Below are 16,768 nucleotides of genomic sequence, written 5' to 3'. Positions count from 1 at the left end.
TATCTATCCAAAAGTGTATAATAACCGTGTACGGAACTGCTCATACCTATTGTGTTTTGAGTAGTACCGAAATTATTTTATGAGGAGAGATTTTATGGATCAGAAAAAACGAAAGGTAACAATCGTCGGCGCAGGCTCTGTTGGGGCTACCTTTGCGTATGCATTGGCTCAAAGCGGTTTTGCCGATGAAATTGCAATAACCGATATGAATAAAAACTTTGCGGAAGGGCAGGCGATGGATCTTGTCCATGGCCTACCCTTTTTACCGCAGGTCGATATCCACACCGGCAGTCAAACCGATTATGCGGACAGCGATATTATCGTAATAACAGCCGGTGCAAAACAGCAGCCGGGCGAAACACGAATAGATCTCTTAAAACGAAATGCCGCCATTATCGAAACCATTGCGAAGGAAATTGCCGTAAGCGGCTGCAAAGGCGTTATGCTGCTCGTCAGCAATCCTGTCGATATCCTTACTAAGGTGGCCTGTGAAGCAAGCGGCTGGGAACGCGGCAGGGTAATCGGTTCAGGTACTGTCTTGGATACCGCCCGCTTCCGCTATGTACTCAGCAAAGAATGCGGCGTCGATGCCCGTAATATACACGGATACATCCTCGGCGAACACGGCGACAGCGAATTTGCCGCATGGTCGATGACAACCATCGCGGGGCAACGCATCGACGAATACTGCCGGAGCGGACTTTGCAATTCGGGTATCCGCTTTGACAAACAAAAAATCCTGGACGAAGTGCGCCACTCGGCATATCATATCATCGACTATAAAGGGTCAACCTATTTTGCCGTCGGTCTGGCGCTTACCAGAATAGCCGGTGCAATTCTACGGAATGAACGCAGTATTCTTTCAGTATCGATGACCCTCAACGGCGAATTCGGTCTCCATGATGTCTGTTTAAGCGTTCCGTGTATTATCGGCAGAGGCGGCGTTGAACGGATTATCGAAGGCGAATTACCCAAAGATGAACAGTCCGCGCTTGAATCAAGCGCAGGACGCCTGAAGGAAGCCCTCGCCTCCATCCGTTAAATGATGCGTTTGTATTCATTGGGAGTGTGAGACCGTCGGGGATGGCGAAAAAGTAACCAACTTTTGAGACATCCCCAACCCCTTGACCTCGACGCCTAAACATTGTTATTCTGCTACCCATGATAGAATCGGATAAAATAGCGCTGATAGATTTGGATGAAGAAGATTACGATACGGTTTTAGCTGAGGATATCGTCTTTGACGGGATCATTAAGTTTGAAAAACCTTTTATGATAAAGGGTTCCGTGCAAGGTACCATTCAATCTTCAAGCGATTTAATGATTAGCGAATATGCAAAAGTAAAGGCAAAGATAAATGCCGACCGCGTTATTATTAAAGGCGAGGTAATCGGTAATGTTACCGCCACAACTTCCGTACATGTATTCGCTTCGGGTAAATTAACCGGCGATGTAACGGCGCCTGAGGTGATATTGGATAGCGGCTGCTTTTTCAGCGGAATCTGTACAATGAATCGGCAATAGAGGTTTTAAGGACGTGCGTACCCTTCGCAAAGGCTTTCCGGCCGGCATCGGATTGCTCTTTTTATATATCTTATTTCCGTACTATCTTTATGCGCAAAAAGCCGATGACGCGCTGGTGTTATACCGCGAAGGCAGATACAAGGAAGCGGCATCGGTTTGCTTAAATGAAATAGAACGGATGCCCCGCAATATCGATAGCTATGTTGTGTTGACATGGGCGCTTCTTGCCGATGAACGCTATCAGGAAGCGGCCGACTGGATTGTTAAAGGCCGGGTTATTTCTCAATACGACCCGCGTCTTATCGAAAGTCATGCGCAAGCGCTCTATCACCTCGGCAGGAACGAAGAAAGCCTGCATTTGTTTGAAGATTATATCGCGTATGCGCCTAACGGTACTAAGCTGAGCGGGGTGTATTATCATATCGGGGAATTGTATTTACGGATGGCAAAGTACCGCCACGCCGATATTGCTTTTTCTACGGCAATCCGGCTGGAACCGCTCAATAGCGTATGGTGGACGCGGCTTGCATACTCACGGGAACAGGCAAAAGAATACAGGGCAGCTTTGGAAGCCTATTCATCTGCACTGCAGCTGAATAAAAATTCAACGGATGCTCAAAAAGGATATGAGCGCGTCCTGCACCGCCTTTAGTCTGCCGCAGTTGTTCTCTTTTCACTTGACTTTCTGCCGGATTCCGATTTTGTAAGGTTTCTCCGTTAATATGAATACTCAATTATGCGCAATACGAATTGAAACGCTCGGATGCAGACTTAATCAGGCAGAGGCAGAATCCTTTGCGGCACTGTGCATCGATGCGGGTTTCTCCATATATACCGGACATACCGATTATGCCGGATTTTCCCCTGTAAATATTACCGAAACGCCCATCCGGTTATATGCCGCAGTACCTCCCGAACAAACGGCTCTTTGCTTTGTAAACACATGTACCGTAACTGGAAAAGCCGAACAAAAGGCACGTAGGCTTATCAGATTATTGATAAAGGAACATCCCTACGCCGTTATTTTGGTAACGGGATGCTACGCTCAGCTGGAAGCAGCCGAGATAGAAGCGCTGCATCCTCACGTGCTGGCCTTTCCCGGGCAGCAGAAAGATCTATTGACGGCAATACCGGCCTATTTTGCAGAATTGGTTCGCGGCAGCGCCTATTTTGACACGGCCTTTTTTTTAAGCGCGTTACGAACCTATCTTAGCGGTTTGACGGGCAGAATACCGCAAGACAAGCCGCGGCATCATAAGCCGGTAGGGGACCAACCCGGGCACAGCATACAGAGAAAACCGCTATTTGCGCTCAGCTCTCCGCACTTTTTATTCCATTCCCGTGCATTGCTGAAAATTCAAGACGGCTGTAACGATGCGTGCGCCTATTGCAGGATACGGCTTGCACGGGGAAAATCCGTTTCGCTGCCGGCAGCCGAAGTACTTGAACGGCTGCGATGTATTGAAGAAACCGGTGTTCCGGAAGTAACGCTGACAGGCGTAAACCTCTCGCAGTACCGGAGCGAAGCCGGAGACTTCGCCGGTATACTAAAGCTTATATTGGAAAACAGCACTATCCGCGTCCGTATTTCGAGCCTCTATCCGGACAGGATAGACGAAGCGCTCGTTCCGTTACTGGCGCATCCGCGAATTTGCCCTCACTTTCACCTTTCAGTGCAATCGGGTAGCGACGCCGTGCTGAAAACGATGCACCGCGGATACAAAAATACGACCGTTTATCACGCAGTTTCCGAACTTCGCCGTGTAAAAGGTGATCCGTTCATCGGTGCGGATATTATCACCGGTTTTCCCGGTGAAACGGAAGCAGATTTTGAGGAAACGTATCGTATGTGCCGCGAACTTAATTTTGCAGGGATACATGCCTTTCCTTTTTCCGCCCGTCCGGGAACGAAGGCGTGGGAAATGCAGCCCAAGGTACCCGAACGCATCGCAGGACAGCGGGTAAAAAAGCTGAACGAACTTGCGGAAACACAGGCTGTGGCATATTTACACGGATGGGATGGAAAGTTTGTATATGGAGTTACCGAAGCGCCGCGCAACGGCCGTATAACGGTCATTACGGAAAATTATCTTTCGCTGCCGTTAATTAAAGAGAGCTTATCGAGCGGGGTAGTTTTGCTCGGCGGCGAATACGTTCGAGTGCAGGTACAAGAAGAAGGCGCCGTATTAACGGACATTATTTCCCGCCCGCATAGATGAGGGCTCATCTAAAAACCGATTCGCAGAGTCCGCAAAGCGGATAGCTTAATGGAAACGGAGATGTCGAAAAAGTAACCAGCTTTTGAGATATCCCCGTTTTCCTTACAGAACAAGCCGATAAGCTTGCAGTTTTTGGACAGCCCCGTTTTTCTTCCTTAATAGTATTACCCAAGTAGTATTACGCACCGGCCTTTTTTATTTGCTCAAGGTTTTCAAGGTTTTGCTTCATCGCTTTTTCGACCGCGCGGAGGATGTTTTCGTAGCCGGTACAGCGGCACAAGTGCCCGGAGATAAGCTTACGCAGCTCTTCCCGCGTATACAGCCTTCCGCTTCCGACAATTTCCACCGCTGTCATAATAAGCCCGGGGGTACAGAAGCCGCACTGAACGGCAGCTTCATCGATAAAGGCCTGCTGCACCGGATTGAGTTCTCCGTTTTCGCCCTGTAGTCCTTCAACCGTCAAAATACTCTTGCCGTCTGCCCATACTGCAAGGTAAATACAGCTGTCAACAGACACTCCATCCACCAACACGGTACAGGCGCCGCATTCTCCTACTTCACAGCCCTTTTTAACGCTCGTCATCGAAAGTCTATTGCGGAGCGCGTCTGCAAGCGATTCCCGAACATCGACCGCAAGCTCGTGCTTTTTTCCGTTCACCGTCATTGTAATAATTTTTAACATGCCTACACCTCCTGCCGCTCGACAGCTTTCCGTAAAGATCGCACCGCTATTTGCTTGGCGGTATTAACTCTGAACGCTTTTGACGCACGCCACGAGTCACGGGGGTTGATATCCGTGAGGAGCACTTCCTGCAAGCCTTCATATAACGCATCGTTGATTTCTTTACCGGTCAAAAAAGCCTCGGTATTTTTACAGCGCAGCGGTACCGGCGCGGCAACACCGAAACACATACGCACCTCGTCGATTTTTAAGGCGCCGTTTTCCCGTTTGGTTTTTACGAGAGAGGCGCAGCTCAAGTTCGCAATATCCATCGCATTACGCATCGCGTACTTAATGTAATCGCCGGTAAAACCTTCGTAGTCCTTCTTTTTAATGAGGAATGAGGTTACCAACTCGCCTTTTTGCAGCACCACCTTTCCGGCGGAGACGTAAAATTCCTGTACGGGAACCAACCGCACGCCGTCCGGGCCGGTAATTTCGACAACCGAGTTATAGCATTGCTGGCTCGGAGCGGTGTCAGCGCTCGTTACACCGTTGGAGATGTTCCCGCCTGCCGTTCCCATATTCCGTATCTGAGGCCCGCCTACCTGATCGGCCGCATAGCCGAGCATCGGTAAGTGCTTTTGCACGATGGGGCTTCCGGTTAATTCGCTAAAGACCGTCAGCGGCCGGATACGGATCGTACCTTCCTCATCTATGCTCACCCCGCGCAATTCGGGGATGCCGAAAATAGACACGACATTCCGTCCGGCAAGTTTACCTTCCCGCATTTGAATCAGCACGTCGGTGCCGCCGGCAAGGATAACCGGATTTTCGGTACGGACTAAGGCGCTTACGGCATCGGCGATGGATGTCGCTTGATAAAAACTTTCCATATCGTACATATTAGATTACCTCCTTCAGCAGCCCGCTCTCGCTGAACGCTTCAAAAAGCCGCTGAGGATTAAGCGGCAGCTTGTTAATGGCAACGCCGGTGGCATGAAGCAGCGCATTGCGGATTGCCGGCGGCTGCGAAATAATCGGCGGCTCGCCCAGTGATTTATTCCCGAAGGGGCCGGTGGGGTCGGCATTTTCGATAAACAGCTCGTGTAAATCAGGAAGATCCATCGCCGTCGGCAGCTTATAGTCCAAAAGGTTCCCATTCAGCAGCTTGCCTTTCTTATCGTAGAGCATCTGTTCGGCAGTCGCAGCGCCGATTCCCATTCCCATGCCGCCGTGTACCTGAGCTGCTGCCAGCTGCGGATTGATAAGCGTACCGCTGTCGTGCAGGTTCAGAATATTCAATACCTTGATTTTGCCGACCGGAATATCAACCTCAATCTCAACAAAGGTTGCACCGAACGAGAAGCAGTTATCGGTACAATGCGATGTTTCTTCCGCGCTGAGGTGATTGGATTCTTTCATACTATAGCAGCTTTCCATTGCGACCTCTTCCAAGGTAAGCCGCTCTTCGCCGGTACTACGGACAATAATTTTTTCATGCTGCAGATCAAGTTCATCGGCCTTCATATCGAGCATCCACGCCGCATAATCCAATATCTTCCGTTTAAGCGATTCGGCTGTCTTTTTAATCGCCTTGCCGCTCACGTATGTTTGCCGCGATGCATAAGCCGCGCTGTCGTACGGGCTGACATCGGTATCCTGCTCGGAAAAAATGTAGACCTTATCCATCGGCAGCGAGAGCACTTCGGCAGCCATCTGGCTGAACACCGTATCTGCACCTTGCCCTATTTCCGTTGCGCCCATCTGAATTTGAATACTGCCGTCCTGATTGAGCACAATACGGGCGGAGGCGGTTTCGAGCGAGATCGGGTAAACGCCGGTTTTGTAGTTAAAGCAGGCAACTCCGACACCGCGGCGCACCGGCCCTGTTTGATTCGCATACTTTTTCCGCAGCTCATCCCAGTGGAACACCTCGCGGCCTTTCTGCAAGCACTGATACAGCCCGTCCGAGTTTGCTCTAATCTTTGTAACAGGGTCTTCGTACCCTTCCCGCATACAGTTCTTGAGCCGCAAATCGATAGGATCCATATTCAGTTTGAGCGCCATATCATCCATAAAAGATTCAAGGGCAAAATCCGCTTGCGGAATCCCATACGCGCGCATAGCCCCTGCGGTAATATGATTGGTAAACACGGAATACGCTTCGGAAATGATTCCCTTTTCAGCCGAATAGAGCTGCTTAAACTCGTTGGAGGCATTCGCGGTAATGGCGTGTCCGTGTGAAGCGTAACCGCCCTTTGTAGAATAGCAGAGCATTTTACGCGAAATGAACCTGCCGTCCGACTTCCGCACTGTTGTCTTCATGTGGAATTCCATCGCATGGCGCGTGCGGGTACACATAAAGGTTTCTTCCCGCGAAACGGACAGCTGTACGCACCGTCCGCCGACCAGCGTACAAAGATAGGCATTCAGCGGCTCATACAGGATATCCTGCTTGTTGCCGAAGCCTCCGCCGATATACGGCTTTATAACCCGTATCTTTCCCCAGTCGATACCAAGCGCCTGTCCGCACACGCGGCGGCAAATGTGAGGCAGCTGCGTGGAAGACACCACGATAATCTTTCCGCCCTTCATATAGGCATACGAGCCGGGATTTTCGATATGACAGTGAGAAATAGGAGATACGGCATAATCGCCTTCAAACATAACCGTATCGGGATCATCCGGCGTTTCTTCATACTGGCCTACGCTAAACACCGTATGCTTCAGCACATTGCCCGGGAACGCTTCGTGTAAAACGGTTGCTTCAGGGGACATCGCTTGATGCACATCCAGAATAGGCGGATATTCTTCATACTCGACGGTGATGGCCTTTAACGCGCGTTCGGCGGTCACATTATCTTCCGCAATAACAGCTGCAACATCATCGCCGTAATACCGTACCCTTCTGTTGAGCAGCTTTCGGTCGGCAATATCCTGATGCGCCTCCTCGGTAGACCACGGGTGTCCCGCAGTCGGAAAACAAATGTCCGGTACATCAAAACAGGTAACAATCTTAACCACGCCGGGAATTTTCTCCGCAGCGCTCGTATCGATCTTTTTTACCAGTCCGTTCGCGATGGTACTGTGCAATACCTTTGCAACTAAAAAATCACTGTGAAAATAATCATCAGCATACTTTGCCCTGCCGGTTACTTTATCGTAAGCATCGACACGGGGCACCGCTTTTCCAACTATCATTTTTACCTCCCTATATAAACTGAAATTTTACTACATCGAACAAACCGGTATCCGTCAGCTTCAATTCGGGGATAACCGGCAGCGCAAGGAACGACAACCCGATCAGCGGTTCAACTTCGGGGTATACGCCGATAGTATGCGCTTTCTCGGCCGCATGGTGAATAGCATCGGCAAGCTGCCCCGGTTCCATCGGGCTCATCAAACCGCCAATCGGCAGCGCAAATTTGCTAAGCACTACACCGTTTTGTACAACGGCTACACCGCCTTTCATGTCGATTATTTCCTCTACGGCGCGGTGCATGTCAGCAGCATTGGAACCGGCTACGATGATGTTATGCGAATCATGGCCGACACTCGATGCGACAGCCCCTTTCGATACGCCGTAACCGTACAGTAAAGCTCGGCCGATATTGCCGGTGTTCTTGTGCCGCTCCAGAACCGCCAGATAGCAGAGCTTGCCCTCTTTAAGCAATTCGGTACATTCCTGCCGCGGGAATACTAAATGCTGTGTAACCAATTTTCCCGGCTGCATACCGATAACATGGAAATTATCCGAACCGGACGGCATAAAATGATCGGCATTAAAAGCACTCCGCGGCACGGGAACCACGTGCACGCTGTCAGTAATTCTTTGAATGGAGAACGAACGGTTCTTCTGCGGTTCCGCTTCCTTTGACTCAGGTGCAACGGGAATACTGTCTACTTCGATACCGGCCTTATACACCGTGTTAATCGGAAAATCAGTGATATTATCAAACACGACGATATCCGCATAATACCGCGGAGCAATAGCGCCTCTGCCGGTCAAGCCGTAACACTGCGCCGCATGGAAGCTCGCCATACACAGCGCATCTTCTGCCGGCAATCCAAGCGAGACTGCCTTGCGTACGTTATTGTCGATATGTCCATTCGCCAATATATCGCTCATTTTTTTATCATCGGTGCAGAATGCAAAGCGTCCCGTATCCGTTTTATGCTCCAACATTCCGGTTACGATGGGTTCCAAATCCTGTGCGGAAGAACCTTCGCGAATCAGTATGTACATACCCTGCTGAAGTTTTTCGTAGGCTTCTTCATAGGATGAAGATTCGTGATCGGTACGGATGCCGGCGGCACAATATGCCTGCAACTCTTTACCGCGGACAAAAGGCGCATGACCGTCACATATCTTTTTTCGGGCGGCTGCAATCTTTTTCAATACGGCTTCCTCCCCGCGGATGACCGCAGGATAGTTCATCATCTCGCCGAGTCCGAGTACATTCGGCTCTTCCAATAATTTTTCTATATCGTAGGCAGTGATAGCGCCGCCGGTATGTTCAAAATCGGTAGCCGGCACGCAGGACGGTATCATAAAATAGATGGAAACAAGCGGCTGATTGGTACCTGCAAACACCGCCTTCCGCGCATCTTCCAACATGTACAGAATACCGTCAACACCGGCGACATTCGCAATTTCGTGCGGGTCGGCAATAACGGCGGTTGTACCGCACCTCAGTGCCTGCTGTGCAAAATTATGCGGAGGCGCCATCGTCGATTCGATGTGCATGTGTGCATCGATAAGCCCCGGGCAAACATACTTGCCGGTTAGATCTTTTTCTTCCACGCCGTCATATTGCCCGACACCGGCGATATAACCGTCGGCAATCGCGACATCCTGCTTAATAAATTCTTTGGTAAACACATTAAGCACAAAAGCATTTTTCAACACCAAATCGGCTTTTATCCGTCCTGCTGCAATATCGATAATTCGTTTTTCGTCCATACGACACCTCCCAATTATGTATTTAATTTTTTATAGACGCCTACGCACGTTTATTCCATACGCAGCGGCCTTGCACAAATTTTGCGACCATATTATCCCGCTCGGTCAAATAGAGCGCACGCTCAAGCCGCTGTTCGATAGAAAAGTCGGTACGTGCGCTAAAACGGGAGTCGTCAATCACCACTGCGTCAAACCAGAAGTTTTTTTCAAAGCTGCCGGTATCGCCGAAGAAGGAGCCGCCGCCTTTCGTTCCAAGGTATAAGGCCTCCGATACGGAAAGCGCACGCTCTCCTTCATAAAAATACCGCCGCATTTTTGAAACTTGAAGCGCCGACATCATCGCTTTAAACAGGGAAAGCTGGGAGCCTGCCGCAATATCGGAGCCGAGCCCAATATGAACGCCCGCATCCAAAAGCCGCGCGACCGGGGCAATGCCACTGGTTAAATTGATATTCGATTCGGGACAATGCGCAATATACGTGCCGCGCCGAATCAGCAATTCTATTTCTTCGTCGGTAGGGTGCACACAATGAGCGAGGATGGTTTTATCGGTTAAAAGACCGTAGCGGTCGTACACTTCGGCATAGTTTTTGCATTCGGGATGAAGTTCCTTCACCCACGCGATTTCTTTTTTGTTTTCCGAAAGATGGCTCTGTATAGGCAAGTGCCGGGCTGCTGCCAGTTTGCCGAGATTATCCATTAAAGCGGGCGTACACGAAGGTACAAAGCGGGGCGTTATAATAGGAGCAACGGTATCATCATTTTTTAATGAATCAACAAAGGCTTGGGTCGCCGCAAAAGAAGATTCCGCCGTTTCGCATAAGTAGTCGGGCGCATTCCGATCCATATTCACCTTGCCGACGAGGCACGGCATCTTTTTAGCTTTCAGTAAATCCGCCAGCACACGATTGCCGCTGTTATGAATGGTACCGAAGATTACCGCGCGGCAGGACGGACTCGCTTCAAGGTCATCGGTAAAAAGCCGATAGCTCTGCAAAGCGTAATCCGCATCGGCATATTTCGCTTCTTCGGGAAAGGTATAGGTATTCAGCCAATCGATGAGTTCAAGCTCCATCCCCATTCCGCGGAACGCATACTGCGGCGCATGAACGTGTAAATCCACGCACGCAGGCACGATAAGCATACCGGAAAAATCGAAGCAGGGAGTATGCTCCCATTCGCCTTCCGGTAATGTACTGACAAAATCAATTATTCTTCCGCTTTTGCACAGCGCATACATATTCGGATGCGTTACAAGAAGGTCTTTAGTTACGGCTGATATAAAATCACCCTTAACGACAAACTGTGTCTGACTCATACTGCAATACCCTTGTACCAGTATAGCACGGTTCACCGCAAAAACAAGCAAAAAAACGCAAAAAACTAATTTTTTTTTAGGATGTCTCACAATATATAAGGATTAGTGAAGAAATTAAAAGGAAAAAGATAAAAAAGCCAACTCTCGGACTTGAACCGAGTACCTGCACGTTACGAGGGTGCTGCTCTGCCGGGTGAGCTAAGTTGGCAATTAAAAGAACCTGGCACGGATTTACCGCATAGAGTTCTTTTAAACAAGGTTCCGATAGTATACGGAAAAAAGCTCGTTACGTCAAGGAAAATATTGACAGGAAAATATTGAACTGTCTGCCGGCTGTCTTCCGGTGTTATTTTTTTGATTGACGTTTCGGGAATAGTGTGAGACAATAGAAAAGATGTTCGCATCGTACTAATCACATCCTAAGATGCGGGCAGCAAGGGAGATATTATGTTAAAAAAATTAATTGGTGTTACTGCTGCAGCGCTGATGCTTGCGGCTGTTATGTCATGTGCGCAGGAAAAGAAGGAAGAGGGGCCGATTACGCTCATCTATTGGACGCATGAAGACCCCGCCCGTACCGAGCTTGAAACAAAGCTTATTGCCGAGTTTGAAAAAGCTAATCCGAATATCAAGGTAGAGCGGACGACACAGGGTGCTGCAAAGCTGATCGAGCTGGTTCAAACCGCGTTTGCGGCTAATCAAGGGCCTGATATTTTCAATTTGTCTATCGAAGACGAATATTCTTATGTTGCGAACGGCAGAGTTGCTCCTGTCGATGCGAAAGCTGCCGGTTATGCGGATCAGGCAGCTATCTACAATAGCTATTTACCGGAAATCCTCAACGCCGTAACAAAGGACGGACAGGTGTACGGTCTTCCGTTGGAAATTACCAACTGGTGTATCTATATTAATAAGAAGATTTTCCGTGATGCCGGTCTGGATCCCGAAAAAGATTATCCCAAGACATGGGAGGATATGGTTGCCGTTTCCGAAAAATTGGTTATCCGCGACGGCGATATCCTCGTACGCAGAGGTTTCGATTTCCGCTATCCGTATTATCTTGTTGCATTTGTTCCGATGGTAGAACAGCTGGGCGGAAAACTGATCAGCGATGACGGCAAGACTGCGATTGTCGGCGATGAGGCATGGATAAAGTTCCTTACCTTTATGCGCGATTGGGGACCATCGGGAAAGAACCTCGGTTCTCCCACTTACAAGAGTGCCCGCAACCTCTTTAATAAAGATAACAACGATATTGCGATGGCCAACACCGGTTTGTATCAGCAGGGACGTATCCGCAAGGATAACCCCGATTTCTATAACAGCGGCGAATGGATGGTTGTACCGTTCCCTCAATTTAAAGATGCGGTTAAAGAAGTCCCCGCTTGCTATTACGGGCATTTCTTGATGGTCAACAACGATATTCCCAAAGCAAGACAGCAGGCTGCATGGAAGCTTATCGGCTTTTTACTGCAACACGGTGAAGATTACCTGCGGGAAGGCGGCAATATTATCCAGCCGACCAAAGCACTGCTCGAATCGCAGACGCTTAAAGACATGCCGTATTCCGAAGTGTTTATCAACGATATGAACAAAGCTCATATCGTTTACTACGGAGCAAACAGCGCAGAGCTGCAAACGGCAATCCGTTCCGCAGTTGAATCGGTGATGCTTGCAGGCGTAAGCCCCGAAAAAGCATTGGTATCTTTGCGGGCAACGGCTCAAGAAATTCTTGACGAAGAAAACAAATAAGTAAATAGCAAATGATGAGACACCCCTAAAAGCCAGCCGACTTGTTAGGGGTGTCTGAATATTACATAAAAATCAAACAAGATGCAGGGCGGCGCGGAGTATTTCGTGTTCGCCTTGCAACGTTTCGGCAGCAGCGGATTATCCCGTGGCTGCCGGTAAAGGAAAAGCGGTTATGTCTATCTCTAAAAAAAGCGGCGGTATCGAAAAAAAGATCGCGCGGTGGGGCGTCATCTTTGTTATTCCCGCGGTGCTGTTTTTTGCCGTATTCAGTTTTTATCCCATCATAAATGCGTTTGTCGAAAGTTTTTTTGATAAGCGCGTATTGAGCAATGTTCCCCCGAAATTTGTCGGGCTGCAAAATTATTTCTATATTTTTGATGCTTCCCGCTATGATAATCCGATGTCGTTTTTAAATTCGCTGCGTGCAACGGTTGTGTTTACGCTGGGGACATTTATACCGCTTGTTATATTAAGCCTCTTGTTTGCAGTGCTTATCAGTTCATTGAAGCGGGATAGTTTTAAAAAAATCTTTCAGATAGCATACTATACGCCTGCTATTTTATCATCGGTTGTTGCCGCCGCTATTTGGCTGCTTATTTTTGATCCCCGCGGATTGGGAAATTATTGGATTAACAAACTCCTGTCCACTCCCGGTATCGATCATCAATGGCTGTTGAACAGCACGATGCTTCAGCTTTCGACGATGATTGTATACTTTTGGAAATATATCGGATACTTTGTTATTCTGTTTATTACCGGCCTTTCGACTATTCCGCCTGTGGTGTACGAGGCGGCTTTAATCGACGGCGCCAATAAATTTCAAGTCTTTTGGTCTATAACGCTTCCGCTCCTCAAACCGACGGTTGTACTCGTTTCGATTATGGCAATGCTGCAGTGTTTAAAGACGTTCAGCACTCAATATTTATTTACACAGAACGGCGCTTCGCTCGGGCCGATCAATGTTATCACGCTGAATATCTATCAAACCGGTATTAAGCTGCAGCGGATCGGGCGGGCAAGCGCGATGAGTGTTGTCTTATTTTTGATAATGCTCTTTTTGACATGGCTGCAGTTCCGTTCGTCAAAACCCGACGAGACGGATTATTAAGAGCGCGCCGTAAGACGCATAGGAGAAAATATGAAACAATCTATGACGGTAGGAGCGCTTTCGGTTATTAAAGTTATACTATTGCTGGCGCTGGCTGCATTTACCGTTATGCCGCTGATTTTTATGCTGACCGCATCGTTGATGTCGGGAAAAGAGATTATGCAGATGCCGTATAAGTGGATACCCGACAGCTGGCATTATGTCAATTTTATAACGGCGATTAAAGGAAACGACGGTAATTACATTTACGTCCGGAATATTATCAACTCGTTTATCGTCGCGGTTAGCGTATCGTTTACTACGGTTTTGCTGGCGTCTATTACCGGTTACGGACTGGCAAAATTCAGATTCCGCGGACGGAACCTCATCTTTATGCTGATTATGGCGACGATGATGATTCCGTTTGAAGCTATTATGATACCGTTGTACATGATTGCGACTAAGCTGCATATTCAAAATACGTACACAGGCCTGATTCTGCCTTTTATGGTGAGCGCCTTCGGTATTTTTATGATGCGCCAATATCTTATCACCTTTCCGAATGAGTTTTTGGATGCGGCGCGTGTGGACGGTATGCACGAGTTTTCCATTTATTCACATATCGTGCTGCCGAACTGTAAACCCGTTATCGCAACGCTTGCCATCCTTTCGTTTAGAACACAGTGGGATAACCTCTTGTGGCCGCTGCTGGTCTCTCAGTCCGATACCATGAAAACCATTCCGCAGTACATCACCTCGTTCACAGCCGAACGGAGTACCGATGAAGGGGCGATGATGGCCGCCGCCGTTATTGCCAGTATCCCGATGATGCTGATCTTCTTCGGACTTTCCAAATACTTTATTGGAGGGTCGGTGGTGTACGAATCCCGCAAGGGCTAACCACCTTTTGAAATATACGGCGCATCTACGGCGTCGTACAGCAAAAAAGTGTCCTCAACGTATCAAAGATACGCCTGCGGTACTTTTTTGCTGTACTTCTTGTATCTGCACCGTCTATTTCAAAAGGCTTACGGAAGGCTATATACCGTATGCCGCTGGTTCCACACAGAAACAAGTTTGTTTACAAACTTGCAGCCCAAAATGAACACGGATGTTCATTTTGGGCGTGCCTGCGGTTAATTTGTGCTCGCGCCTCGTCGTTTTAGAACGGACAAGGATGTCCGTGGTTCTAGGCAGAAGCGAGTTTGCAGTGCAAACTCGTCGTTAAGCAGTTGTACACGGACGTACAACTGCTTAACAGGCTATTTTCAAAAGGCTTACGGAAGAGCTGTTGCTCAAAATAAACAAGACAAATGCATCAAATGCTGTGTCATACTCACCATAGATGATCTCTGCTAACATACTTTACTTTTAAGAGGAAATCCGTTATGCTGTACTTCGATGTTCTAAAGTTGCACAAAGCAAACAATTGTGTGTAGCCGGAATATCCGAAATTTTCTTTTATTTTAGGAGGACAGGATTATGAAAAAATCCGTTTTCGTATTATCGATTCTTTTTTTGGCAAGTGCTTTTTCGTTTGCCTCAGGCTCTGCCGATGCTGCATCTTCCAAGGCTGCGGCTACCGATGCTGCAACCGATGTCAAAATCGATTTTAGAATGAACATTGCCAAACAGGATTATGAATCCAATTATTTTAATTGGACGCTTGGAAAGCAAGAAACGGTGCAGGATAAATTCGATGCCGTTTCGGGGGCCAGTTTAAAGGGGTCTACAAAAGAATTTAATGTTGTCCGCTATGCAGGCAATGCCGCAGATAAGAAAGCCGCGATTCCGGCAGCACTGCGCAGTCTGTTTTTATTCCCGCTTTCCGATTGGAAATTCGTCGAAGAATACGGACTCCAAGTAACAAACACCGACGGTGCGCTTACGATACGGTTTGCCCGCAAGGCAACGGCGTATGAGTTAAAAACCGACAATAAAGGAAATTTTAACATCCTAACCGGTGCGAAGATCGCAAAAGATATTACGGACAAGATCGAAACCGGTTATATGATCAAACCCGAATACCTCAAAGAAGGCGGTGATCCGGCAAAAATGTCCGATTTGGATTGGAATAAGGTGCCGCTAAAAGACGATACTTTTGCCTCCGATGCAGCCTACCATTATGAAGGAACCTTGAAATTTGCATTAAAAGATAACGTTTTAACGGTTAACGGTACATTAAACCGGAAATAGGAATAATCGAATAAAATGTCTCTAAAATTCCGTTAGATTTTTAGGGATGCTTGTGAGTGAATAAGCGAATAAAACGCCTCTTCAAGTTTTGTGCTTGAGAGGCGTTTTTTGTTATTCGGAGAAAAGCCCGATGGCGTGTATCTTTTTGCGGCGGTACCGTACCAAGACTTTGGGGTCGCGCTTGCAGAGATCCGCTAGGTCGTGCAGGATTTGAGCCCGTATTTTGTCCGCCGCTTTTTGCGGATTGGTATGGGCGCCGTCTACCGGCTCTTCAATAACGCCGTTAATCAGTTTGAGCCCCAATACCTCGCGACTGGTAATTTTCAGCATCGCGGCAGCATCTTTCGCTTTGCTCGAGTCCCGCAATAGGATAGACGCACAGCCTTCCGGCGAGATAACCGAGAAAATCGCATTCTCCAGCATATACACCTTATCGCCGACGCCGATGCCAAGAGCACCGCCTGAGCCGCCTTCTCCAATGACAAAGCAGATGACCGGTGCTTTAACGCGGCTGAGTTCACGTAAGTTGACCGCGATAGCTTCGGCGATGCCTCGTTCCTCCGAACCGAGTCCCGGATAGGCGCCCTGCGTGTCCACAAAGGTGATGATGGGGCGGTGGAATTTTTCCGCTTGTTTGATAAGCCTGAGCGCCTTTCGATAGCCTTCGGGGTTTGCCATGCCGCCGTTCCGGTCGATGGTTTCCCGCAAGTTCCGCCCCTTCTGGTTGCCGATAACCGTTACCGGTATCCCATTGATAAAGGCAATGCCGCCTATCAGCGCGGGGTCGTCGCCGAAGCAGCGGTCGCCGTGCAGCTCGATGAAGTTATCAAAAATCATATCGATATAATCGAGGGCGCGCGGACGGTCGTTGTGCCGGGCGAGTTCAATCTTCCGCCATACTTGCGAAATTGCGGAACTTGCTTGCAGCTTTTCGGTTATCGTTTTTAACTCGGTGGTAATGTCGAGTCCGTATTTATCCGCAATATCGCGCAAGCCGATTAAAAGCTCGGTCTGATCGGTTTTCTGTTCGTTTTCTTTACTCATG

General features: G+C 48.5%; 14 protein-coding genes and 1 tRNA gene. 8 read left to right on the top strand and 7 right to left on the bottom strand.

Annotated elements, in window-relative coordinates; genetic code table 11:
• Positions 1–94 precede the first annotated feature (94 nt).
• The 4 genes from HMPREF1222_RS05335 to mtaB all read left to right on the top strand — a co-directional run bounded on the left by HMPREF1222_RS05335 (position 95) and on the right by mtaB (position 3,743).
• A complete protein-coding gene (locus HMPREF1222_RS05335) occupies positions 95–1,042 on the top strand; it encodes an L-lactate dehydrogenase (protein ID WP_016518526.1) in 948 nt (315 codons plus the stop codon).
• 119 nt (positions 1,043–1,161) lie between these two features.
• On the top strand, positions 1,162–1,524 hold the full coding sequence (locus HMPREF1222_RS05330; RefSeq protein WP_016518525.1) for a bactofilin family protein: 363 nt from the start codon (positions 1,162–1,164) through the stop codon (positions 1,522–1,524).
• 13 nt (positions 1,525–1,537) lie between these two features.
• Entirely contained in the window at positions 1,538–2,176 is a 639-nt protein-coding gene (locus HMPREF1222_RS05325) for a tetratricopeptide repeat protein (RefSeq protein ID WP_016518524.1), read from the top strand.
• Positions 2,177–2,246: 70 nt separating this feature from the next.
• Positions 2,247–3,743: a tRNA (N(6)-L-threonylcarbamoyladenosine(37)-C(2))-methylthiotransferase MtaB gene (gene mtaB, locus HMPREF1222_RS05320; protein ID WP_016518523.1), complete on the top strand. Its 1,497-nt coding sequence runs from the start codon at positions 2,247–2,249 to the stop codon at positions 3,741–3,743.
• A gap of 178 nt (positions 3,744–3,921) precedes the next feature.
• Here mtaB and xdhC read toward each other — a convergent pair whose 3' ends face one another.
• The 6 genes from xdhC to HMPREF1222_RS05290 all read right to left on the bottom strand — a co-directional run bounded on the left by xdhC (position 3,922) and on the right by HMPREF1222_RS05290 (position 10,896).
• On the bottom strand, positions 3,922–4,425 hold the full coding sequence (gene xdhC / locus HMPREF1222_RS05315) for a xanthine dehydrogenase subunit XdhC (RefSeq protein ID WP_006188015.1): 504 nt from the start codon (positions 4,423–4,425) through the stop codon (positions 3,922–3,924).
• Positions 4,426–4,427: 2 nt separating this feature from the next.
• Complete coding sequence (gene xdhB, locus HMPREF1222_RS05310; protein WP_006188014.1) at positions 4,428–5,309, bottom strand: xanthine dehydrogenase subunit XdhB; 882 nt, start codon at positions 5,307–5,309, stop codon at positions 4,428–4,430.
• A gap of 1 nt (position 5,310) precedes the next feature.
• Positions 5,311–7,608 (bottom strand): xanthine dehydrogenase subunit XdhA, encoded by a 2,298-nt coding sequence (xdhA, locus tag HMPREF1222_RS05305; RefSeq protein WP_016518522.1) that lies wholly within the window; start codon positions 7,606–7,608, stop codon positions 5,311–5,313.
• A gap of 10 nt (positions 7,609–7,618) precedes the next feature.
• Positions 7,619–9,370 (bottom strand): adenine deaminase, encoded by a 1,752-nt coding sequence (gene ade / locus HMPREF1222_RS05300; RefSeq protein WP_016518521.1) that lies wholly within the window; start codon positions 9,368–9,370, stop codon positions 7,619–7,621.
• 40 nt (positions 9,371–9,410) lie between these two features.
• Positions 9,411–10,688: an amidohydrolase family protein gene (locus HMPREF1222_RS05295; protein WP_016518520.1), complete on the bottom strand. Its 1,278-nt coding sequence runs from the start codon at positions 10,686–10,688 to the stop codon at positions 9,411–9,413.
• A 135-nt stretch (positions 10,689–10,823) separates the two neighbouring features.
• Positions 10,824–10,896 (bottom strand) — tRNA-Thr (locus HMPREF1222_RS05290).
• Between the two features lie 239 nt (positions 10,897–11,135).
• Here HMPREF1222_RS05290 and HMPREF1222_RS05285 point away from each other — a divergent pair.
• The 4 genes from HMPREF1222_RS05285 (at position 11,136) to HMPREF1222_RS05270 (ending at position 15,723) form a co-directional block, all read left to right on the top strand.
• Positions 11,136–12,440: an ABC transporter substrate-binding protein gene (locus HMPREF1222_RS05285; RefSeq protein ID WP_016518519.1), complete on the top strand. Its 1,305-nt coding sequence runs from the start codon at positions 11,136–11,138 to the stop codon at positions 12,438–12,440.
• Between the two features lie 172 nt (positions 12,441–12,612).
• Positions 12,613–13,548 (top strand): carbohydrate ABC transporter permease, encoded by a 936-nt coding sequence (locus HMPREF1222_RS05280; protein ID WP_016518518.1) that lies wholly within the window; start codon positions 12,613–12,615, stop codon positions 13,546–13,548.
• A gap of 30 nt (positions 13,549–13,578) precedes the next feature.
• Positions 13,579–14,427: a carbohydrate ABC transporter permease gene (locus HMPREF1222_RS05275; protein ID WP_006188005.1), complete on the top strand. Its 849-nt coding sequence runs from the start codon at positions 13,579–13,581 to the stop codon at positions 14,425–14,427.
• A gap of 582 nt (positions 14,428–15,009) precedes the next feature.
• Positions 15,010–15,723 (top strand): hypothetical protein, encoded by a 714-nt coding sequence (locus tag HMPREF1222_RS05270; protein WP_016518517.1) that lies wholly within the window; start codon positions 15,010–15,012, stop codon positions 15,721–15,723.
• 111 nt (positions 15,724–15,834) lie between these two features.
• Here HMPREF1222_RS05270 and HMPREF1222_RS05265 read toward each other — a convergent pair whose 3' ends face one another.
• On the bottom strand, positions 15,835–16,767 hold the full coding sequence (locus HMPREF1222_RS05265) for an acetyl-CoA carboxylase carboxyltransferase subunit alpha (RefSeq protein ID WP_006188003.1): 933 nt from the start codon (positions 16,765–16,767) through the stop codon (positions 15,835–15,837).
• Position 16,768: the final 1 nt, after the last annotated feature.

Origin of the sequence: Treponema vincentii F0403 (assembly GCF_000412995.1) — a bacterium.
Lineage (GTDB): Bacteria > Spirochaetota > Spirochaetia > Treponematales > Treponemataceae > Treponema > Treponema vincentii.
This window is presented reverse-complemented; position numbering and strand designations above follow the sequence as displayed.